The sequence below is a fragment of the Anoxybacillus andreesenii genome (assembly GCF_030813005.1).
Classification (GTDB): domain Bacteria; phylum Bacillota; class Bacilli; order Bacillales; family Cytobacillaceae; genus Robertmurraya; species Robertmurraya andreesenii.
This window is the reverse complement of the sequence record NZ_JAUSTU010000017.1, coordinates 1-20,550: the sequence shown is the minus strand read 5'-3', so window position 1 is coordinate 20,550 and position 20,550 is coordinate 1. Positions and strand designations below refer to the sequence as shown.

General features: G+C 34.2%; 21 protein-coding genes. 20 read left to right on the top strand and 1 reads right to left on the bottom strand.

Annotated elements, in window-relative coordinates:
- Positions 1-79: 79 nt before the first annotated feature.
- Positions 80-583: a hypothetical protein gene (locus J2S07_RS15970; protein WP_307151411.1), complete on the bottom strand. Its 504-nt coding sequence runs from the start codon at positions 581-583 to the stop codon at positions 80-82.
- Positions 584-809: 226 nt separating this feature from the next.
- Here J2S07_RS15970 and J2S07_RS15965 point away from each other — a divergent pair, with 226 nt between their 5' ends.
- The 20 genes from J2S07_RS15965 to rfbB all read left to right on the top strand — a co-directional run bounded on the left by J2S07_RS15965 (position 810) and on the right by rfbB (position 20,472).
- Complete coding sequence (locus J2S07_RS15965) at positions 810-1,391, top strand: DUF6470 family protein (RefSeq protein WP_307151410.1); 582 nt, start codon at positions 810-812, stop codon at positions 1,389-1,391.
- A gap of 15 nt (positions 1,392-1,406) precedes the next feature.
- Positions 1,407-1,856 (top strand): flagellar assembly protein FliW, encoded by a 450-nt coding sequence (gene fliW / locus J2S07_RS15960; RefSeq protein WP_307151409.1) that lies wholly within the window; start codon positions 1,407-1,409, stop codon positions 1,854-1,856.
- Positions 1,857-1,859: 3 nt separating this feature from the next.
- The gene (csrA, locus tag J2S07_RS15955) at positions 1,860-2,087 is read left to right on the top strand and encodes a carbon storage regulator CsrA (protein WP_307151408.1); all 228 of its coding nucleotides are present in this window, start codon (positions 1,860-1,862) and stop codon (positions 2,085-2,087) included.
- 154 nt (positions 2,088-2,241) lie between these two features.
- Entirely contained in the window at positions 2,242-3,360 is a 1,119-nt protein-coding gene (locus J2S07_RS15950) for a flagellin N-terminal helical domain-containing protein (RefSeq protein ID WP_307151407.1), read from the top strand.
- Positions 3,361-3,496: 136 nt separating this feature from the next.
- Entirely contained in the window at positions 3,497-4,120 is a 624-nt protein-coding gene (locus tag J2S07_RS15945; protein ID WP_307151406.1) for a DUF8042 domain-containing protein, read from the top strand.
- The gene (locus tag J2S07_RS15940; RefSeq protein ID WP_307151405.1) at positions 4,101-5,990 is read left to right on the top strand and encodes a motility associated factor glycosyltransferase family protein; all 1,890 of its coding nucleotides are present in this window, start codon (positions 4,101-4,103) and stop codon (positions 5,988-5,990) included. The genes J2S07_RS15945 and J2S07_RS15940 overlap by 20 nt, the downstream gene beginning before the upstream one ends.
- Positions 5,980-6,984 carry an NAD-dependent 4,6-dehydratase LegB gene (locus J2S07_RS15935; RefSeq protein WP_307151404.1) on the top strand — a complete coding sequence of 335 codons (1,005 nt, stop codon included), beginning with the start codon at positions 5,980-5,982 and terminating at the stop codon, positions 6,982-6,984. Before J2S07_RS15940 ends, J2S07_RS15935 begins: the two co-directional genes overlap by 11 nt.
- Positions 6,981-8,171 carry a LegC family aminotransferase gene (locus J2S07_RS15930; RefSeq protein ID WP_307151403.1) on the top strand — a complete coding sequence of 397 codons (1,191 nt, stop codon included), beginning with the start codon at positions 6,981-6,983 and terminating at the stop codon, positions 8,169-8,171. Before J2S07_RS15935 ends, J2S07_RS15930 begins: the two co-directional genes overlap by 4 nt.
- Before the next feature lie 51 nt (positions 8,172-8,222).
- Positions 8,223-9,167 (top strand): GNAT family N-acetyltransferase, encoded by a 945-nt coding sequence (locus J2S07_RS15925; RefSeq protein WP_307151402.1) that lies wholly within the window; start codon positions 8,223-8,225, stop codon positions 9,165-9,167.
- Positions 9,157-10,329, top strand: coding sequence for a UDP-N-acetylglucosamine 2-epimerase (neuC, locus tag J2S07_RS15920; RefSeq protein ID WP_307151401.1), 1,173 nt, complete (start codon positions 9,157-9,159; stop codon positions 10,327-10,329). Before J2S07_RS15925 ends, neuC begins: the two co-directional genes overlap by 11 nt.
- The gene (locus J2S07_RS15915) at positions 10,322-10,984 is read left to right on the top strand and encodes a PIG-L deacetylase family protein (protein ID WP_307151400.1); all 663 of its coding nucleotides are present in this window, start codon (positions 10,322-10,324) and stop codon (positions 10,982-10,984) included. The genes neuC and J2S07_RS15915 overlap by 8 nt, the downstream gene beginning before the upstream one ends.
- 2 nt (positions 10,985-10,986) lie before the next feature.
- A complete protein-coding gene (gene neuB / locus J2S07_RS15910) occupies positions 10,987-12,054 on the top strand; it encodes an N-acetylneuraminate synthase (RefSeq protein WP_307151399.1) in 1,068 nt (355 codons plus the stop codon).
- 2 nt (positions 12,055-12,056) lie between these two features.
- Positions 12,057-12,689: an acetyltransferase gene (locus tag J2S07_RS15905; RefSeq protein ID WP_307151398.1), complete on the top strand. Its 633-nt coding sequence runs from the start codon at positions 12,057-12,059 to the stop codon at positions 12,687-12,689.
- On the top strand, positions 12,686-13,735 hold the full coding sequence (locus J2S07_RS15900) for a nucleotidyltransferase family protein (RefSeq protein WP_307151397.1): 1,050 nt from the start codon (positions 12,686-12,688) through the stop codon (positions 13,733-13,735). Before J2S07_RS15905 ends, J2S07_RS15900 begins: the two co-directional genes overlap by 4 nt.
- Positions 13,732-14,418, top strand: coding sequence for an acylneuraminate cytidylyltransferase family protein (locus J2S07_RS15895; protein WP_307151396.1), 687 nt, complete (start codon positions 13,732-13,734; stop codon positions 14,416-14,418). The genes J2S07_RS15900 and J2S07_RS15895 overlap by 4 nt, the downstream gene beginning before the upstream one ends.
- Positions 14,419-14,452: 34 nt before the next feature.
- Positions 14,453-16,651 carry a glycosyltransferase gene (locus tag J2S07_RS15890; RefSeq protein WP_307151395.1) on the top strand — a complete coding sequence of 733 codons (2,199 nt, stop codon included), beginning with the start codon at positions 14,453-14,455 and terminating at the stop codon, positions 16,649-16,651.
- A 13-nt stretch (positions 16,652-16,664) separates the two neighbouring features.
- The gene (locus J2S07_RS15885) at positions 16,665-17,333 is read left to right on the top strand and encodes a GNAT family N-acetyltransferase (protein ID WP_307151394.1); all 669 of its coding nucleotides are present in this window, start codon (positions 16,665-16,667) and stop codon (positions 17,331-17,333) included.
- Positions 17,334-17,437: 104 nt separating this feature from the next.
- The gene (rffA, locus tag J2S07_RS15880) at positions 17,438-18,565 is read left to right on the top strand and encodes a dTDP-4-amino-4,6-dideoxygalactose transaminase (RefSeq protein WP_307151393.1); all 1,128 of its coding nucleotides are present in this window, start codon (positions 17,438-17,440) and stop codon (positions 18,563-18,565) included.
- Complete coding sequence (rfbA, locus tag J2S07_RS15875) at positions 18,566-19,438, top strand: glucose-1-phosphate thymidylyltransferase RfbA (protein ID WP_307151392.1); 873 nt, start codon at positions 18,566-18,568, stop codon at positions 19,436-19,438.
- Between the two features lie 11 nt (positions 19,439-19,449).
- Positions 19,450-20,472 (top strand): dTDP-glucose 4,6-dehydratase, encoded by a 1,023-nt coding sequence (gene rfbB / locus J2S07_RS15870; protein ID WP_307151391.1) that lies wholly within the window; start codon positions 19,450-19,452, stop codon positions 20,470-20,472.
- Positions 20,473-20,550 lie beyond the last annotated feature (78 nt).

Sequence of the window (20,550 nt, the reverse complement as noted above, 5' to 3'; positions counted from 1 at the left end):
GCTAGAAGGGGAAGTGATTCTCCCTTTTAGCTAGGGAAAAAATTCGAATGAGATAAAATAATGGAGGCGTTCTATGGGGTCATTTAGCGATCAGTCTCTCAAGTCGATTGGTTTTTCTCTTGACTGATTCAACCTCAGTAAAAAGAAGATCGACATCGGAGCGGATTTCTTCTGTTGTGATCCGAAGATCTTTTCTAATTCCAGTAAAATTTTCCGTGAGAAGACTGGTGTTGTGTTTGATTGAAGCATTTAATTCTCTAATATCGGTTTGGAGTACCTTAATCTCCTGCGTAGTCTGGTCTTGTTTATCTTCCAGGCTTTGAATTTTCAGAGTCGTATTCTCTTGTTTCTCCTCGAGGCCTTGAATTCTTGCTTCAAGTCGCACTTGCCCGACATGCAGCTCTTTGACTTCTGAAGTAGTAATCTCTTGTTTTTCTTGTAGCCCTCTGATCTCTAGAGTTGTCTGTTCCTGTTTCTCCTCAAGGCTTTGTATTCTAGTTTCAAGTCTCTTCTGTCCATCATGCAACGGCTTCAGTTCATCCTTCAGTACCGAGCGCAATAAAGTTTCGAGTTCATTCGTCATTTTATTCACCTCCTTCATGTTATAACTATATCACAATCATCCCCATCTATCACTAGCATTAACGAGAACTGAAAAAGTAATGACAGACCAAAAAATACTCTGTAAAAAAGGGCCTTGAGTAGTTTAATTTGGATAGGAACTTAGCTAAAATAGAAATATGTACCATATAAAGAAAAATGCGAAGCGATTCATTCGATATCAACCATTCAAATAAGGAGGACAAGCGATGCAGCTACCTCGTCTGGAATTACATAACACATACGCACAACTTGATGTCCAAAAGAAAAATGCTTCTATCGAAATAAAACAGCCTAAAGCGGAATTGAATTACAATCAACCGCAACCTAGCATGGAAATTCAAAAATCGGCAAGCAAGCTGGAGATTGACCAGACCGAGGCATTCGCCGATGCCAACTTAAAGCACCCATTTCGAAATATTAAGGAATGGGCTGAAAAGGCCAAACAGAAAATTCTCCAAAGTCTCGCCGAGAAAGCAAACGAGGGCGATCGGTTAATGAAAATTGAAGATCGGTCCGAAAGCGTCATTCCCGAAATAGCAAGACAAAAGAGCGGAACACCGCCGAAGCAATTCAATATTGGCTTCATGCCCAGTTCAACAGATAAAGTAAAATTCTCTTACCAACCATCAGAAATAAAAATAATAATGAATACAGAGCCAATAAAACTTAATGCAAAGACGCATGGACCGACGATCAAATACCATCCCGGCGACTTTAACATTTATCTTAAGCAAAAGGCTTCATTAAAAATCCAAGCCGTCGGAGCAACACTCGATCAAAAAATCTAAGAATGTGGTGAAATAATGAAAATACAGACGAAGTATCACGGCGAAATTGAAATTGAACCATCAAAAGTCATCCATTTTGAACAGGGTATCCCAAGCTTCCTAGAAGAAAGGGAATTCTATATCCTACCTTTTGCAGATGAGGGACCATTTTTTATTATGCAGTCCGTTCAGACAGCAGGTCTTGCTTTCGTAGTAGTAAGCCCATTTGACTTCTTTTCCGATTATGAGGTCAAGCTTTCCGATCCTGTCATCGAAGCGCTCCAAATTGAGAGCCAAGAGGAAATTGTCATTTTCACAACCCTCACCATTCAGGAGCCATTCCAGAACACAACAACGAACCTACAGGGCCCCATCGTCATCAATGATAAGAAAAAACTCGGCAAACAAGTCATTCTAGCCGACTCACCTTATAAAACAAAGCATCTGCTCACAAGTCAACTAGCTCGTGCAGGCAAGGGGGAATAGAGCATGCTTGTACTTACTCGTAAACTAAATCAATCCATTCAGATCGGTGATGATATTGAAATCAAAATCCTAGCCGTCGAAGGTGAGCAAATTAAGGTTGGAATAGAAGCACCGAGGAATGTGGAAATACATCGGAAGGAAGTATACTTAGCAATTCAGGAAGAGAACAAGAAAGCGGTGAATACATCTATTGACCTATTACAACAATTCTCTCATCAAATAAAAAAATAATCTTTTACTAAAAATATGTCTAAACAACTCGTAATTTCCTCCGATATAAACCATGTAATTAAATAATCTAGTAGGGCGGCCGACCTATTAGATTATCTAACACAAAAAACCACATGGATGTGGGAACAAACCAATTTCAAGGAGGAAACAAACGATGATTATCAATCATAACTTACCAGCGATGAACGCTTATCGCCAATTAGGCTCTAACCAAGCGGGTGCTACAAAATCAATGGAAAAATTATCTTCAGGGCTTCGCATTAACCGTGCAGGGGATGACGCTGCTGGTCTAGCAATTTCTGAAAAAATGCGTGGACAAGTACGTGGTTTAAACCAAGCTCAACGAAACTCTCAAGATGCAATTTCTCTAATTCAAACAGCTGAAGGTGCATTAAACGAAACACATTCCATCCTTCAGCGTATGCGCGAGCTTGCTACTCAAGCATCAAACGATACAAATACAGATCAAGATCGTAACGAGCTTCAAAAAGAGCTTAACCAATTAACTTCTGAAATTAACCGTATTGGTAACAATACTGAGTTTAACCAAAAGAAATTATTAAATGGTTCTCAAAGTCTAGCTGCAGGTAAATATGTTGCTAGTGCAGGCTCAACAGCTGCGAGTGGTGGCGGTTTGAAAATGCAAATTGGCGCTAACTCTGCTCAAAACTTTACAGTAGATATTTTCGATATGCGTTCCGAGGCCTTGGGTATTGCAGGTAAATCAGCTGCAAGCGGAAACTTAGATAGAACTGCGGGATTGCAAGGTGCTAAGAATGCTTGGAAGGCTACAGCTAGTGGTACTTTCTATAATGAAAAAGGTTCTATAGCTAGTGGTAAAAATATCATGACAGAAAATGGAACTGTTATTGATCAAGAGTTAGTTTACAAATCAAAGAAAGCTGTGTTTGCAACAGGTTCAGGTAATGCACTAACTGATATCGGGAATAAAGCGGGTTCTGGAGTATTTGCTTTAGATATTCGCGGACATGAAAAGGCGACTGCAGCTATATCTGTTATCGACTCTGCTATCAATCAAGTATCTGCAGAACGTTCCAAACTTGGTGCATTCCAAAACCGTTTAGAACATACAATCAGTAACTTAGGTAACTCTTCTGAGAACCTACAGTCTGCTGAATCTCGTATCCGTGATGTAGATATGGCTAACGAGATGATGGCGTTCACTAAGAACAATATCCTTTCTCAAGCATCACAAGCAATGCTTGCACAAGCAAATCAACGTCCACAATCTGTATTACAATTACTTCAATAATATATCTAGAGAATCTGGATTTTATATCTGGGTTCTCTTTTTATTTGTAGCTATGACCAAAGTAGAACCTTCCACTACAAAAATCAGAGTTCACACCGATAATACATATATAACCTACATATTGGAGGATAATTCTATGAAAGTAACGGTTTTAAATGAAATAAAAATCTTTGATAATAAAAATAATGCGTTTGAGCATATTCAAGAGTTTATAAATAATTCATTAGGTGAGAGTCAAGAAGTGTATTTTAGTCATATGAATATCGATGGAATTGATATTTATCATGATTATGAGCTTTATATTGAAGAGCATTTGAACGATATAGACAGTATTAAAATAGTAGTAAAAACAGCAAATGAGTTTATAAATGATATTACTACCTCTATTTATCAATATGTTGAGAGGGCCTTGCCTGAGTTAAAACAATTATCGGATGATTTTTATCAATCTTCAAAAGCTAGTTTTTGGGACAAATTAAGCGATTTACTGGAAGGGATTCAATGGATTCATGAGTCAATCATGTTAATTGATAAGGAGAAATTAAGACCTGCCAATTGGGACAAGTATTTAATCACTGCTTCATCTTTTGAGAGTAATTTCCCAACTCTATTAGAGGCGCTTGAAGCTCAGGACAATATTTTAATTGCAGATATTCTTTCTTATGAAATAACTCCACTATTTCAAGATTTAAATAGAATAAAGAATGACGTAAACATGGGTAATGAGGAGAACATAGAACATGTTGAAGGAGAACGCTGATTTTATAAAAAAAATTGATCCAAAATTGTTTGAGCAATTAAACAAAGAGGGAATTGAAGAAGAAAAGGTAAAAGTGATTGAAACAAAACAAGGTCTACCAACATTACAAATAGTTAATGATAGGAGACCGATGCTGATCCATAGTAAATATAACCCTAGTCAAGAAGCTGATAGAATTATTGAACAGCTTGGGAATATAGAAGAATATGATCATGTGTTTTTTTATGGATTTGGCTTAGGCTATCACGCGGAAGTACTGTTAAAAAGATATCCTTCGAAAAAATTTTCGATATTTGAGCCTTTAAATGCAGTATTTCAAAAGTATATAGAGCAAAAGTTCATAAAAAATTTACCTGTTGAGCGATTAGCCTTTTTAAAGGTAGGTTTGTCAGAAGAGGAAACGAAATCTTTCATTGAGGAATTTTTTAATTTTGTTCAAGAAAAAACCCTCCTTGTTACATTGCCGAGCTATGAGCGATTAATCCCTGATAAATACGAACAATTTAGAATTGATTTTAAAAAGATTATCGAAGAAAAACGCCAAGGAATATCAGTAAACTATTCTTTCCAGAAAAGATGGACTTTAAATAGCTTAATAAATCTTCCTGAAACCTTAAAATCACCAAATATATTACACGATATCAACAAGAAAAAATTTGTAAACCAGCCTGCTATTATTGTTGCGGCAGGTCCCTCTTTAAATGAAGAGTTGGACAATCTAAAATATATAAAAGAAAAAGGACTAGCATATATTTTTACGGTCGGCTCAGCCATAAATACTTTAATTGAGAACGGGATTAATCCTGATGCGATGTGTACTTATGACCCAACAGTTTTAAATCAGAAGGTATTTGAAAAGGTAGTGAATAAAAAAATAAATTCAATTCCAATGATCTATGGTACAAGTGTTGGATTTGAAACACTAAAAAATTATTCTGGTCCAAAGCTACATATGGTAACAAATCAAGATACTATTTCGAATTTCTATCTGAAAAGAAATGATGAAAAGGATATTGTGAACGTACATGATGCGCCTTCCATAGCTGTAGTTACTCTAGAACTATTATACAAGCTAGGCTGTAATCCGATAATACTCGTTGGACAAAATCTAGCTTATAAAAATAAACAATCGTATTCAAAAGGGATAGATCATGTTTCAAATGAATTAACAGACGAGAATTTAAAAAGAGCGGTCAGCGTTAAAGGTGTCGATGGAAAAGAAGTATTAACAGACCATGGATATAATAGAATGCGTTCCCAAATAGAATATTATTTGTCAGAAGTAATTAAAGGGATTGAAGTGATCAATACAACTAAGGGCGGGGCTCATATTGAAGGTACGGTTTTTAAAGAGTTATCAACAGTCATTCAAGAGCAATTAAAGCATAGTGAAATAGATGGAGAATGGTTCCATTTAGAAAAAAATGATTACAATAAAAACTATCTAGAGAATCAACAAAAAAAAATGATTGAACAGGCAGAACTACTTAATGATTCATTAAGAAACATTAAAAGGTTATTTAGTAATATGGAGCAGCTAATTGTAGAACGGAAGGTTGTCAAATTAGAAAAAATGTTTAATAAGTTTGATGTTGAAATGAAAAAGTTTGTGCAAAATGATTTTTATTTGACCTTTTTACAACCAATGTCTCGAGTAGAGTTTGACTTGTTAACTAAAGATATAAATGCTCTGAAATTTGACAATGATACGATTTCCAAAGCAAAGAAAACTATAAAAAGCTTTAAACGATTTGTAAAAAGTTGTGAATTTGATCTAAATAATATGAAATCAATTTTTGATGAGGTAAATAAGGAGATAACGGAATTCCTAAATGAAAGTAAAGTAAAGGATGTCAACGATGAGAAATAAAAAGATTCTTGTAACTGGTGCTGATGGCTTTATCGGTTCGCATCTGACAGAGGAATTGGTCCAACAAGGGTATGATGTTAGGGCATTTGTTTTATATAACTCATTTAATTCATGGGGATGGCTCGATTCATCACCAGAATACATAAAGAAGGACCTTGAAGTTTTTGCAGGAGATGTTCGTGATCCCCATGGTGTGAAAGAAGCGATGAAGGGTTGCGATGCGATTCTTCATTTAGCTTCCCTTATAGCTATCCCTTATTCCTACCATTCTCCTGACACGTATGTGGATACAAATATTAAGGGTACCCTTAATGTTCTGCAGGCTGCTAGGGAATTAGGAATTTCAAAAGTAGTCCATACATCAACTAGCGAAGTATATGGAACTGCACAATATGTTCCTATTAATGAGGAACATCCTTTACAAGGACAATCACCTTACTCTGCTTCAAAGATTGGTGCGGATCAAATGGCTCTGTCTTTTTACAGATCATTTGAAACTCCAGTTGCTATCATAAGACCATTCAACACTTACGGACCAAGACAATCGGCTCGTGCGGTCATACCGACTATAATTACACAACTTGCATCAGGAAAGAAAAAGATAAAATTAGGGGCATTAAGCCCTACGCGTGATTTTAATTTTGTGAAGGACACTGTTAATGGATTTATTTCAGTTATGAATAGTGAGAAGTCCATTGGTGAAGTTATTAATATTGGAAGCAACTATGAAGTTTCAATCGAAGAAACAGCCAAACTTATCGCTGAAGTAATGGGTGTTGACATTGAAATTGAATCCGACGATATTCGGCTTAGACCTGAAAAGAGTGAAGTCGAAAGACTATGGGCTGATAATCAAAAGGCAAAACAATTATTAAAATGGGAACCTGTTTACGGGGGAAAAGAAGGTTTAAAAAAAGGTTTAAAAGAAACTGCTGATTGGTTTTTGGATAAGCAGAACTTATCTCAATATAAGGCAGATGTATATAATATATGAGCAATAACATTTGGGCAGAAATTGCAGAAAAAATAAAAGGACTTGTTCCTGAAAAGGAAATGCTGCCATTGCATGAACCTACATTTACAGGAAATGAGATAAACTATGTAACAGACTGTATCAAAACTGGTTGGGTCTCATCTGTTGGCAAATATGTTGATGAGTTTGAAAAAAAGTTAGCAGAGTTCACTGGAGTAAAGAGGGCAGTGGCGGTAGTCAATGGAACTGCTGCTCTTCATATTGCACTAAAAATTGCAGGAGTCCAAGAAAATGATGAAGTACTCATTCCGTCATTAACATTTGTAGCCACTGGTAATGCGGTAACATATTGTGGAGCAACTCCACATTTTGTCGATGTTTCAAGAACAACATTAGGTTTAGATCCCTTTAAACTTGAGGAATACCTTAAGGACATCGCGGAAATAAAAAATAATGAGTGCGTTAATAATGCCACTGGGAGAACAATAAGGGCGGTAGTCCCAATGCATACTTTCGGCCATCCAGTCGATATAGACCCATTATTAGATATATGTGATAGATATAATATTGTTGTTGTTGAAGATGCTGCTGAATCTTTAGGGTCCTATTATAAGGGAATTCATACGGGTAATTTCGGTAAGATCTCCGCAATGAGCTTTAACGGAAATAAAATCATTACCACTGGTGGCGGCGGAGCGATTCTCACTAATGATGAAAAATTAGCAGACTATGCTAAGCATCTTACTACCACTGCAAAAATTCCGCATAGATGGAAATATGAGCATGATGAAATAGGGTATAACTATAGAATGCCTAATCTTAATGCGGCTTTAGGATGTGCACAGTTAGAAAATCTTAATGACTTTATAGAAAAAAAGCGGAACATAGTTTTAAAATATGATGAGATAATAAAGGATTATAAAGGTTTAGAAATATTTTATGAACCTGAGTTTGCCAAAAGTAATTATTGGTTACAAACACTGATTATTAATAATGATGAACATAACATAGACCATGCTTTGCAAATTTTGAATGATTATGGTGTAATGTCCCGACCCATATGGAATCCATTACATCAATTACCCCCTTTTAGTAACTGTCCAAGGGCTGATTTAACTGAAACTTGTAAAGTTCAACAGCAGGTTGTAAATATTCCTAGTAGTTCATATATGAGTAGTTATAAACAAAAGGGTGTCCAATCACTGTAAAAGAGGGAAATAATAAGTAAGTTTGAGAATTTTTTGAAATAGGAGAACGGTATGGAACTGAAGAAATTGACAAAAGCAGAGTATATTGAAAAAATAAATGGGTTTGTTGATTTATTTCAAGTATGTTTCAATAAGGAAATTCCTGAAAATTTCCTGAAATGGAGATATATTGAGAATCCAGTTGATGATTTTTTTGTTTATGTAGCGATGGATAATAACAAAATAATCGCTAACTACTCTGTAAGCCCTATTATTTTATCAAGTAAAGATGGGGACATAAAATCTGCTCTATCTATGACTACCATGACACATCCTTCTTACAGTGGTAGAGGTCTCTTCACAAAGCTGGCTTCCTTATTATATGAAGATATGCAGAGACTAGGATATAAATTAGTCTGGGGTTTTCCCAATAGTAACTCGCATAGAGCTTTTGTTACAAAGCTAGAATGGAGAGATATATATGAGATTCCAACAATGAGAATAAATCTTAAAAATAGAACACAACTTCATAAAACTACGTCTATAGAAATTAATCAGGATAATGAGTTCGATTTAAATTATGGAATTAATAATTATAATGATCTTATTAGGGTAAAAAAAGATAACCTTTATTTGAAATGGCGGTATTTTAGTAACCCCTTAAATAACTATAAAAATATTGTTATTACTGATAATGGGGATGTTTCCTCATTCCTCATTTTTAAGTACTTCGGTGAAAATGAAATTGATATCGTAGATTTTTCGTTCAAAACCTTTGAAGAAGGGGAATGTTTACTAAGACAGATTATAATATGCAGTCAAGACGAGGAGATTGATTATATAAATTCATGGGCACCTAGACATTCTGTGAATCATACTCTTTTTGAAAAGTTTGGATTTATGAATCATATGCCAATCACTTATTTTGGAAAAAGAGATTTACTTTATTTAAATGAACGGATTTCTTCAGATTTCAGCAACTGGTTTATACAAATGGGGGATTCAGATGTCTTTTAAGAAAATATTAGCTTTTACTGGCATCAGATCGGATTATGATTTAATGAGTGGTCTTTATAGTAAAATTAATGAGCAGGAAGATTTTGAAATTTCTTTGATTGTTTCAGGAGCCCATTTATCAGATACATATGGTTACACTGTACAGAATATTAGGGAAGATAAGATTCCAATAATCGCCACTATTGAGAATCTTATTGATTCAAATTCAAAATCATCTAGAATAAAATCCATGTCGATTTTGCTACAGTCCTGTATTCATACTGTTGAAAATTATAAACCGGATCTAATATTATATCCAGGAGACCGCGAGGATGTAATGGTAGGTGCTTTACTAGGGGCTTACATGAATATTCCTACTGCACACTTCTTCGGGGGTGACCATGCAACAGATGGACATGTTGACAATATGATAAGGCATGCAACATCAAAACTTTCAACAATACACTTTGTTTCGAATGAGTATTCGCTTAAAAGATTAATAAAGATTGGGGAGGCAAGAGAACGAATATTTAATGTAGGAAGTCCATCTTTAGATAAATTTATCAGTACACCAATAATTAGTAAAAGGGATCTGCTAAATAAATTTAATAAAACTGAATGGGATGATTATGCCGTAGTAATTTTCCATCCAATGCCTGGTGAAGAAGAAATGGCATTGGAATATTTTAGGGAAATATTGATTGTGTTGGAAGAGGAGGGGATAAATGCATTTATTGGCTATCCCAATGTTGATAGTGGAAATCGAGATATTATAAGAATGATTGAAAAATATAATCAGGATGAGAATTTTGTTATTTATAAGAATCTCCCAAGAGATATTTTTGTAAATATCCTTAGAAGTGCAAAGTTTTTAATAGGGAATTCAAGTGCAGGGTTATATGAGGCACCTTCTATTCCACTTGGTGTTATTAACGTTGGAAATAGACAAAAGGGTAGGTTGGCTGCTGAAAATGTTATTTTCGTTAATCAGGGAATTGAAAATATTAGATGTGGAATAAGAAAAGTGACTAGTGATACATTTCAGCATAGATTAGTAAATGTAAAATCACCATATGGAGAAGGTGATTCCATAGAACAAATATTAAGCATTTTAAGGAAGATTGATTTAAGGAAATTAGAAAAGAAAACAGAGGATCCATTAGGAGATTGGTTTTATGAATAATATAATAATCCTAACACCACATCCAGACGATGAAACATTAGGATGTGGTGGGACAATTTTGCGACATAAGCAGTCAGGGGATAAAGTGTGCTGGTTAATCGTAACAAAAATGGGGAAAAAATTTGATAGTCTTAAAAAGGAAAAGAGAAGTAAAGAGATTACCCAAGTTAAAAATATGTATGGTTTTGATGAAGTCTACCAATTGGATTTTGAAGCTGGAAATTTAGATGTTCTTCCTCTGGGTAGTATTATTAATGAAATTAGTGACGTATTTAATCGTTTTGAACCTAATATAGTCTATTTACCATACAGAAGTGATATTCATAGTGATCATCGAATCGTTTTTGATGCTACAGTAGCTTGTACAAAATGGTTTCGATACCCTTTTGTTAAAAGGGTGCTAGTTTATGAAACATTATCAGAAACTGATTTTACAATTAATCCAGATGCGAATTATTTTCATCCAAATGTTTTTGTTGATATCTCATCATTTATAGAAAAGAAAATTGAAATTATGAGTATTTATGAATCCGAACTAGCAGATCATCCATTTCCACGTAGTATAAGGGCAATTAAATCATTAGCATATCTACGGGGATCGGCTTCGGGTTATGAAGCAGCGGAAGCTTTTATGCTTTTAAAAGAGAGGTTTTAGTTATGAAAGGTACCTTTATCATCGCTGAAGCGGGAGTTAATCATAACGGTTCATTAGACTTAGCATTTCAATTAGTAGATGCTGCTATAGAAGCTGGGGCTGATGCAATTAAGTTTCAAACTTTTAAAACAGAAAATTTAGTGACTAAAAGTGCTAGACAAGCTGATTATCAAGAGAAGAATATTGGCAAATCATCAAGTCAATTTGAAATGTTGAAAAGATTAGAATTGAGTTTTGGGGATTTTAAAAAATTAAAATGCTACTGTGATGACAAAAATATTATGTTTTTATCTACACCATTTGATTTAGAGAGTGTAGATTTTTTAATTGACGAGCTAAGACTTCGATTAATTAAAATTCCTTCTGGAGAAATAACCAATGCGCCTTATTTGTATAAAATTGCATCTTACGGGGTAGATATGATTCTTTCTACAGGAATGGCAACTGTAAAGGAAATTCAATATGCATTAGCTTTCATAGCACATGGACTTGCTAAGAAAACTGAAGTTACTTTTGATCAGGTTAATGGGTTTTATTCAACTAACGAGGCAAAAAAACTTTTAAAGGAAAAAGTAAGCATTCTACATTGTACGACAGAATATCCTACACCCTATGATGAAATCAACTTAAATGCGATGGATACAATCAGAGCTGAATTCGAGCTCAACGTGGGACTGTCAGACCACTCTGAAGGAATCTTCGTTCCCATTGCTGCTGTAGCTAAAGGAGCTTCCATTATAGAAAAACACTTTACTTTAGATAAAACGTTGCCTGGGCCTGATCATAAAGCTTCATTAAATCCTACTGAATTAAAAGAAATGATACAATCGATAAGAGTGACCGAAAAGGTCATGGGTGAAAAAGTGAAAGAGCCTACGCTTTCGGAAATAAAAAATAAAAGTGTTGCAAGAAAAAGTTTAGTAGCAGCTAAATGCATAAAAAAAGGTGAGAGATTCTCAGTTGAAAACCTTACAGTTAAACGCCCAGGCACCGGAATAGAGCCATACTACTATTGGGATTATATTGGCAAGGCTGCTGAGAAAGATTATGAGGAAGATGAGGTCATTTAAGGATGAGGGATAAACCTGTTATCATTATTGGAAATGGCGGACATTCAAGAGTTCTAATTGATACTCTTCTTCTACATGAAAGGAGAATAATTGGTTATACGGCGCCTGTGGAAGAAGAGAATCCTTATAACCTTGCTTATATCGGAAATGATCAAGTTATTTTAAGATTCTCCCCAGAAGAAGTTGAGTTGGTCAATGCAATCGGTTCAATTTCAGATACAAGCCTTCGAGAAAAACTTTTTACTGAGTTCAAGTCTCAAGGCTATTTTTTTTCATCTGTTATTCATCCATCTGCCATTATTGCTTCTACAGTAAAGCTAGGAGAGGGTATCCAGATATTAGCAGGAGTTGTTATTCAACCATTTGTGAAAGTTGACGATAATACTATTGTGAATACATCAGCCACTATTGATCATGATTGTTATATAGGTAAACATTGTCATATCGCACCTGGCTGCATATTATCGGGTAGCGTTAACATTGATGAAGGAACTCATATTGGTACAGGATCGACGATTATCCAAAATATTCGTATTGGAAAGAAAGTATTAATCGGAGCGGGTTCCTTAGTCATAAAAGATGTATTAGACAATAAAGTTGTTTACGGTACTCCTGCGAAGGAAGTGATGAAATGAAAAGCTGGAGAGACTTACTCGTTTCTTCTGATACCACAATTTTAGAAACAATGAAAAATATTGACCGTACAGCATCGCAAATTGCACTAGTGGTAGATGGGGAAAATAGACTTCAAGGAACTGTAACCGATGGAGATATTCGAAGAGGGATATTAAAGGGGATCTCTTTAAATGACCCCGTTTCAACTATTATGAACCAAAATCCAATTACCGTTTTCCATAAATCATCAAAACAATCAATAAGAAAAATATTACAGGAGAAGAAGTTACGTCAAATACCTGTTGTCAACAACGATAACCGAGTGATAGATATTATTTTTTCTGACATATTACTAGATTCTAGAGCTTTTGATAATTGGGTAGTGTTAATGGCGGGTGGATTAGGGACACGTTTACGCCCCTTAACAGAGAATGTACCTAAACCAATGCTAAATATCGGGTCAAAACCAATTTTACATACAATTTTAGAAAATTTTATAGATTACGGATTTCATCAGTTTTATTTTTCTGTCAATTATAAAAGAGAACTGATAAAACAATATTTTGGTAATGGAATTCAATGGGGAATAAGCATCGACTATTTAGATGAAAATCAAAGGTTAGGTACCGCGGGGGCCCTTTCCCTTTTCCGAGAAAAACCAACAAAGCCGATTATTGTGATGAATGGAGATATTTTAACAAAAGTGAACTTTCAACAGTTGTTAGAATTTCATGAAAGCCATAGTTCTATGGCAACAATGTGTGTTAGAGAATATCATTACCAAATTCCTTATGGGGTGGTCAGAACAGATGGAGCCACCCTATGTTCTATAGAAGAAAAACCGACGGAAAGACATTTTGTTAATGCAGGAATATATGTGCTTAATCCTGAGGCTTTGGATTTAATTCCAGAAGAAAAATTTTATGATATGCCAACACTTTTTGAAACCTTAATTGCTAAAAATAAAAAAACCTGCGTTTTTCCGATTCGTGAGTATTGGATTGATATTGGAAGAATGAATGATTTTGAAAAGGCAAATATAGAGTTTTCGGAGGTGTTTGAATGATTAATGGCAAAAAGGTTCTTGCGATTATTCCTGCTCGCGGAGGATCAAAAGGGATTCCAAAAAAAAATTTAAAGCTCCTCAAAGGAAAACCGTTAATCGCTTGGACAATAGATGAGGCTAAGCAATCTCAATATATTGATAAATTGATAGTCTCCTCTGATGATGATGAAATTATAAAGGTTTCTAAAGAATGGGGAGCAGATGTGCCCTTTAAAAGACCGCCTCAGCTTGCCCAGGACGATACTCCGGGGATTGCACCTGTTTTACATGCAGTCGAGCAATTTCCAGATTATGATTATGTGGTATTGCTACAACCTACTTCTCCTTTAAGAATCGTTGAAGACATAGATGGAGCGATCGCATTATGTGAAGCGAGGGAAGTTAACTCATGTGTTTCTGTAACCCAATCGTCTACTCCTCCGCAATGGATGTATGAGATTGATGAAAATGGTTTTATGAAATCAATATTACCGCAAATGAATTTACCCTATCAACGACAAAAGGCTCCAACCACCTATGAGTTAAATGGAGCGGTTTATGTGGCGACTAAGAAATCTTTAATTTTAAAGAAGGCATTTCTTCAAGAGGGCACCCTACCATATATTATGCCGCAAAATAGATCGGTTGATATTGATACCTATGAAGATTTTATTTATTGTCAGGTTTTATTAGAACATCAATAATCCGTTTGTTCAAACTGAATTAGAAGGTGAGTTCATGAACATTTTACTAAATATATTTACCGATGACCTTCAAGAGAAAGATTTCCTTGACTTTTCCGAACCATTTGAAACGGAAGGTTACACAGTTTTTAATTTTCAGTACCCTCTTTCGGGATATTATTTGGATATGGTAAGTACACTATTAAATTATCTTTCAAATGAACATGGTGTTACAGCATATGAAACAAGAATTGTTGTACAGTCTAATATAGGAAATTTATTAATTGCTTGGTATCGTGTCTATAATGATGTAATTGATGACTTTATCATAGTAGATAGAAAAATAACCTCTTTTCAATCAGAAGACGAAGGTGAAAGAATACTTATTGAGCAACTGGCTTCACTAGCTGCTATTGAAAAGGATATATGCCATGATCGGTTATATTATCGAAGTAGTCAACCAATATCTCTTGCGTTGTTGCAACCATTTATGAAATGTGGAAAATATAATTTGTTAAAGCCTTTCGAAGAAATAAATTCACAAAGGGTTTTTCCAAAAAGGAAAATTGAGAAGGAATATTATTTTAAGAATTGGAGTTTTAAAAGGAATACCGAAAAAGTGGATGAAAGGATTGATTTAACTCAAAAAGGATTATCTCTATCTAGCATTAATTTAAATGAAATCACTACTCCTTATGGTTTTTATTTTGTTTTTCACCATATATTGAATCTACCAATAGGTGATCTAGAAAAAGCAAAGGCTGCGATGTTATTAAATCAGCATATGAACATCCAAGCTAAAAAGAAAGTGACTGACTATATTATAAATTACCTAACTGTTACAGAAGAAAAACTTTCTTTTAAACAGGTAATTAATTTTTATTCTTTTTTAACTATGTTAGGGACAGACACTAATATTTTAAAAAAACTGCTAGATTACATCAGAAAAGACGAAAACCAATTAGATAAACACTATGCTGTTTTTACAAATGTTTTGTTCTACATTACAAAGGCAAATCAAAAGGAATATGAACGCTATTTTCTAGATCGGATAGAAATAATGCGGAAATTAAAGCGATACTACAAACATTGGCTAAACATAAACCATCAGCGCTCTGAAAATCGTTTAGTCATAGTTACTGGTCAATTATTGAGTTATAACCACGCACCAACCAAAATAGCAATAGATTATGCAAATAATATAATTAAATATTTCCCAAATCTAAAAATTAAAATTGTGGTCGAGGATATGTTTAATTATTCGCCAAATGAGCTCTTTTTTGTTCATCAGTTTTCATCAATTAGTTCAAGAATGCTTAGCAATGAGCATAGAAAATTATTAAATCCATCCATAGAGGTTTATTATTCTGACAACAATTTATCTCGTATCCAACGGTTACAGCAAGATACAGGCGCAATCACTGATTTTAAACCACAGTGGATTTTGAAAATTGGTGCGCCTGATAGTTTGGTTGTTGATCAGTTATTTGATTACTATCCTGTTTTAAGTTTTTCTATGGGGGGGGCAGAGTATTCTGAATTTGTCGATTTACCTTTTGGGGGAAGAACAAGAAATGAAGTATTAATTGAAAGAGAGCAAAAGGGTCTTTCAAATCAAAATTACAACTATAATCAGTTTATAATTGGACTTGATTTTCAAGAGGAAAAAGAAAAGCTTGAAAGAAGTGAATTAGGTTTTTGCGATGAAGACTTTGTTATTGTTACAGTGGGAAATAGACTAGAAAGTGAAATAACAAATGATTTTGTCGATGGAATAAATAAGATTCTTCGGGAAAATGGAAATGTAAAATGGCTAATTGTCGGAACAGATTCGTTATTAGAGGTTTCTAACAAAATGCAGGATCTACTTGGAAACAGTATTAAGTTTATTAGTTATGCCCCAGAGCTAATGAGCATGTATAAGATTTGTGATTTGTATGTAAATCCATTTAGAGTAGGTGGGGGAATAAGCGTTGCAATGGCAATGTTTGCTGGATTGCCTGTTGCAAGCATAAAAGGGGAAACGGATGCAAATATATATGTTTCGCATGAGAAATCACTTAGTAAAAAAGAATATTTTAAGTACATTGTAGATTTAATAGAAGACACTGGTAAGTATAATTATGAAAGAGACTATTTCAAACAAAGAATAGAAACAAAATTTAGTATGAAAAGTTCAATAAATCAAATTCAAAAGTTTTTTTTAGATGCAGAAAACTTATTTTTAAATAGATCAAAAGCATCTTTAATTTAAATGGTGAGTTTTTATGGAAAAATTTATTATGCTTACCCCTTGGGATGAAAAAATTTTTGGAATAAAAACGTATGAGATTATAGAATACAATGAAAAGAGTTTGGAGCAGATAATAAATTTAAAGGGTCATTTTACAATCAAATCACCCCCACTTTCTAATAAATCATTATTGCACAAATATGGATTTTATTATGTAGATACATTATTGGAGCCATTTTGTAAACAACAAAATTTAATAAAATTTGAAGATTCTAATATTCAAATTTCAAAAGAGGTAAATCTTGAAGATATTCTACCAATATGTAATGGAGCATTTGTATATGGGAGATTTCATAAAGATTTTAATTTGCCAGATAACCTTTGTGATAACCGATATAATACATGGTTAAGAGAAATGTATTATGAAGATAATGTTTTTGGAATTTATTATAATGGTGATATTGCGGGTTTTTTTGGATATCGTGAGGATAAAATTCTTTTACATGCATTAAGTGACGAATATAGAGGAAAGGGATTAGGTAAATATTTTTGGTATGCTGCGTATGATTATCTTTTTAATAAAGGCTATAAAGTTTTAAGTAGCTCTGTTTCGGCGTCCAATCTTGCAATTGTTAATTTATATATAAGCTTAGGGTTTAAATTTAGAAACCCTCTGGAAGTTTATCATAAATACGTAGAATAGTCAGTACTCTGTTGTGTAAATAAAGCATTTTTTCTTCTATCAAATAATTAATTCCGGTTGAGAATGTGAAATGAATACTGCATATAATAAGAAAGGATGCTATCATGATTCCTTTTAATATACCACTACATGTCGATAAGGAACTAATATATTTGCAACAAGTTATTAACAATAGAAAAGTATCTGGTGACGGAGAATTTACAAAAAAATGCAATTCATGGATTGAAACCAATTTTAACGTAAAAAAAGCGTTGCTAACTACCTCATGTACACATGCTCTAGAAATGGCAGCAATTCTCCTTGATATTCAAGAGGGTGATGAGGTAATCGTGCCCTCTTATACTTTTGTTTCAACCGCAAATGCTTTTGTTCTACGTGGAGCGAAAATTGTTTTTGTAGATATTAGACCAGATACAATGAACATTGATGAAACAAAAATTGAAGTAGCTATAACCAGTAAAACTAAGGTGATTGTTCCGGTTCATTATGCAGGAGTGTCTTGTGAAATGGATACAATTATGGGATTGGCAGATAAATATAATTTATTTGTAGTAGAAGATTCCGCTCAAGGGGTTATGAGTAAATATAAAGGAAAATCGTTAGGTTCTATTGGCCATTTAGGTACATATAGCTTTCACGAGACGAAAAATTATTCGTGTGGTGAAGGTGGAGCATTGTTAATAAATGATGAAAGATTTATTGAACGTGCAGAAATAATACGAGAAAAGGGAACAAATCGTTCTAGGTTTTTTCGTGGACAAGTAGATAAGTATTCTTGGGTGGATATCGGATCATCGTATTTACCATCTGAATTAAATGCAGCTATGCTATTGGCACAATTAGAGGATACTAAAGTGATAAATAATTATCGAAATAAATTATGGAACATTTATTATAATCATTTATCAAATCTATCTCATATTGAAGTTCCTGCTGTTCCTCAAAATTGCGATCATAATGCACATATGTTTTACATTAAGACCAAAGACTTGAATGAAAGAACAGAATTAATAGAATTTTTAAAGCAGAACGGAGTATTAGCAGTATTTCACTATGTTCCTTTACACAGTTCTGAAGCAGGTTTAAAGTTTGGTGTGTTTTCAGGAATTGATAAGTATACTACAAGGGAAAGTGAAAGATTAATACGGCTGCCTATGTACTATTCTCTTAAGGAGCAGGAAGTATTAAAAATATGTGAACTTATTCACTTTTTTTATGGGGAGACAATGTAGATGAAAGGAATAATTCTCGCCGGTGGAAGTGGTACAAGGCTATATCCACTAACTCAAGTAATGTCTAAACAGTTACTTCCTGTCTATAATAAACCAATGATTTATTATCCTTTATCCGTTCTTATGTTAGCAGGGATTAGGGATATATTAATCATTTCGACACCTATAGACATAAGTCGTTTCAAACAATTGTTTAAGGATGGTTCTCATTTTGGATTAAGAATCTCATATGAAGTTCAAGAAGAACCTAAGGGTTTAGCTGAGGCATTTATAATTGGTGAGGAGTTTATTAATCAAGAGCCAGTTGCACTTATTTTAGGAGACAACATATTTCATGGTCATGGATTAACTACTTTAGTAGAGGAAGCAGCACAATTAAAAGAAGGAGCTATCATTTTTGCATATGCTGTTAAAGATCCTCAACGTTTTGGCGTAGTGAATTTGAACGATAGTGGATTACCGACTTCAATTGAAGAAAAGCCTGAGCAGCCATTATCTAATCTTGCCGTAACGGGGTTGTATTTTTATGACTCAAGTGTTGTCGAAATAGCAAAAAGTTTGCAACCATCAGAACGGAATGAACTTGAAATTACAGATATTAATAAAACTTATTTAGAGCAAGGGGAATTACGGGTTAAACAGTTAGGGCGAGGTTATGCGTGGCTAGATGCAGGGACACACGAATCGTTATTACAAGCATCTACTTTTATTGAAGCAATTGAAAACCGCCAAAGCTTAATGGTAGGTTGTATAGAGGAGATCGCTTGGAGAAAAGGATATATTTCTAATCAGCAGCTAGAGGGGTTAGCCAAGGAATATAAAAATAGCCATTATGGGGAATATTTATTAGGTTTAATAAAGAGTACTTATTGAGGAGATTTTAAATGAACTTGCTAATAACAGGTGGAGCAGGGTTTATAGGCTCGAATTTTATCCCATTTCTATTAGAACGTTATTCAAATGCTCATGTTGTAAACTTGGATAAGCTGACATATGCAGGTAATCTTGACAATCTTAAAGAAGTAGAGAACCATCCGAGATATACGTTTGTTCAAGGAGATATTTGCAACAGCCAACTGGTTCAACACCTTTTTGAACAATATGAATTTAACGGAGTCATTCATTTTGCTGCTGAATCCCATGTGGACAATTCAATTAAAAATCCAGCGGCATTTGTAAAAACAAATGTACTCGGCACATTCACATTATTAGAAGTTGCTCGAGACTATTGGATGGAAGGCTCAAATAAATATAAGACAAAATTTGGAAATGCTAGATTCCATCATATTTCAACTGATGAAGTGTTTGGAACCCTAGGACATGTGGAATATTTTACTGAAACATCACAATATGCACCAAATAGTCCTTATTCTGCAAGTAAAGCATCTTCCGATATGCTAGTACGTAGTTATTTCCACACTTATGGGATGAATGTAGTTACAACGAATTGCTCCAATAACTATGGCCCGAAGCAACATGAAGAAAAATTAATCCCTACGATCATACGAAAGGCTATCGCCTTAGAAGATATTCCGATTTATGGAAATGGTAAGAATATAAGAGACTGGTTATATGTGACAGACCATTGTCGAGGAATTGAGAGAGTATTTTATGAGGGAAAACCTGGAGAAATTTATTTGATTGGCGGGCATAATGAGAAAACGAATATTGAGATTGCAGAAACAATTTGTTCGATCCTAGATAAGGTTAGACCTCTTCATGAAAATAAAAAAGGTATTACAAGCTATAAGCAGTTGATTAAATTTGTTCAAGATCGACCAGGACATGATTTCAGATATGCGATTAATCCTAAAAAGATTGAAACCGAATTAAGTTGGAAACCAGAGTTTTCATTTCAAAATGGGATTAAGGAGACTGTTATGTGGTATTTGTATAGTGCAAAATAAAAGTACAGAGTTATGCAAAGTAAAAGTACATAACCTTGCACTTTTATTTTTATAGAAAAAAAAGACTTGCCAGCTATC

Excerpts from the sequence above, each read along its gene's own strand:
- J2S07_RS15945 (WP_307151406.1), top strand. The coding sequence starts at position 3,497 with ATGAAAGTAACGGTTTTAAATGAAATAAAAATCTTTGATAATAAAAAT.
- J2S07_RS15935 (WP_307151404.1), top strand. The coding sequence starts at position 5,980 with ATGAGAAATAAAAAGATTCTTGTAACTGGTGCTGATGGCTTTATCGGT.
- J2S07_RS15965 (WP_307151410.1), top strand. The coding sequence starts at position 810 with ATGCAGCTACCTCGTCTGGAATTACATAACACATACGCACAACTTGAT.
- fliW (WP_307151409.1), top strand. The coding sequence starts at position 1,407 with ATGAAAATACAGACGAAGTATCACGGCGAAATTGAAATTGAACCATCA.
- J2S07_RS15950 (WP_307151407.1), top strand. The coding sequence starts at position 2,242 with ATGATTATCAATCATAACTTACCAGCGATGAACGCTTATCGCCAATTA.
- J2S07_RS15930 (WP_307151403.1), top strand. The coding sequence starts at position 6,981 with ATGAGCAATAACATTTGGGCAGAAATTGCAGAAAAAATAAAAGGACTT.
- J2S07_RS15925 (WP_307151402.1), top strand. The coding sequence starts at position 8,223 with ATGGAACTGAAGAAATTGACAAAAGCAGAGTATATTGAAAAAATAAAT.
- J2S07_RS15895 (WP_307151396.1), top strand. The coding sequence starts at position 13,732 with ATGATTAATGGCAAAAAGGTTCTTGCGATTATTCCTGCTCGCGGAGGA.
- J2S07_RS15885 (WP_307151394.1), top strand. The coding sequence starts at position 16,665 with ATGGAAAAATTTATTATGCTTACCCCTTGGGATGAAAAAATTTTTGGA.
- rffA (WP_307151393.1), top strand. The coding sequence starts at position 17,438 with ATGATTCCTTTTAATATACCACTACATGTCGATAAGGAACTAATATAT.
- neuC (WP_307151401.1), top strand. The coding sequence starts at position 9,157 with ATGTCTTTTAAGAAAATATTAGCTTTTACTGGCATCAGATCGGATTAT.
- J2S07_RS15915 (WP_307151400.1), top strand. The coding sequence starts at position 10,322 with ATGAATAATATAATAATCCTAACACCACATCCAGACGATGAAACATTA.
- csrA (WP_307151408.1), top strand. The coding sequence starts at position 1,860 with ATGCTTGTACTTACTCGTAAACTAAATCAATCCATTCAGATCGGTGAT.
- J2S07_RS15900 (WP_307151397.1), top strand. The coding sequence starts at position 12,686 with ATGAAAAGCTGGAGAGACTTACTCGTTTCTTCTGATACCACAATTTTA.
- J2S07_RS15905 (WP_307151398.1), top strand. The coding sequence starts at position 12,057 with ATGAGGGATAAACCTGTTATCATTATTGGAAATGGCGGACATTCAAGA.
- J2S07_RS15890 (WP_307151395.1), top strand. The coding sequence starts at position 14,453 with ATGAACATTTTACTAAATATATTTACCGATGACCTTCAAGAGAAAGAT.
- rfbA (WP_307151392.1), top strand. The coding sequence starts at position 18,566 with ATGAAAGGAATAATTCTCGCCGGTGGAAGTGGTACAAGGCTATATCCA.
- rfbB (WP_307151391.1), top strand. The coding sequence starts at position 19,450 with ATGAACTTGCTAATAACAGGTGGAGCAGGGTTTATAGGCTCGAATTTT.
- J2S07_RS15970 (WP_307151411.1), bottom strand. The coding sequence starts at position 583 with ATGACGAATGAACTCGAAACTTTATTGCGCTCGGTACTGAAGGATGAA.
- J2S07_RS15940 (WP_307151405.1), top strand. The coding sequence starts at position 4,101 with ATGTTGAAGGAGAACGCTGATTTTATAAAAAAAATTGATCCAAAATTG.
- neuB (WP_307151399.1), top strand. The coding sequence starts at position 10,987 with ATGAAAGGTACCTTTATCATCGCTGAAGCGGGAGTTAATCATAACGGT.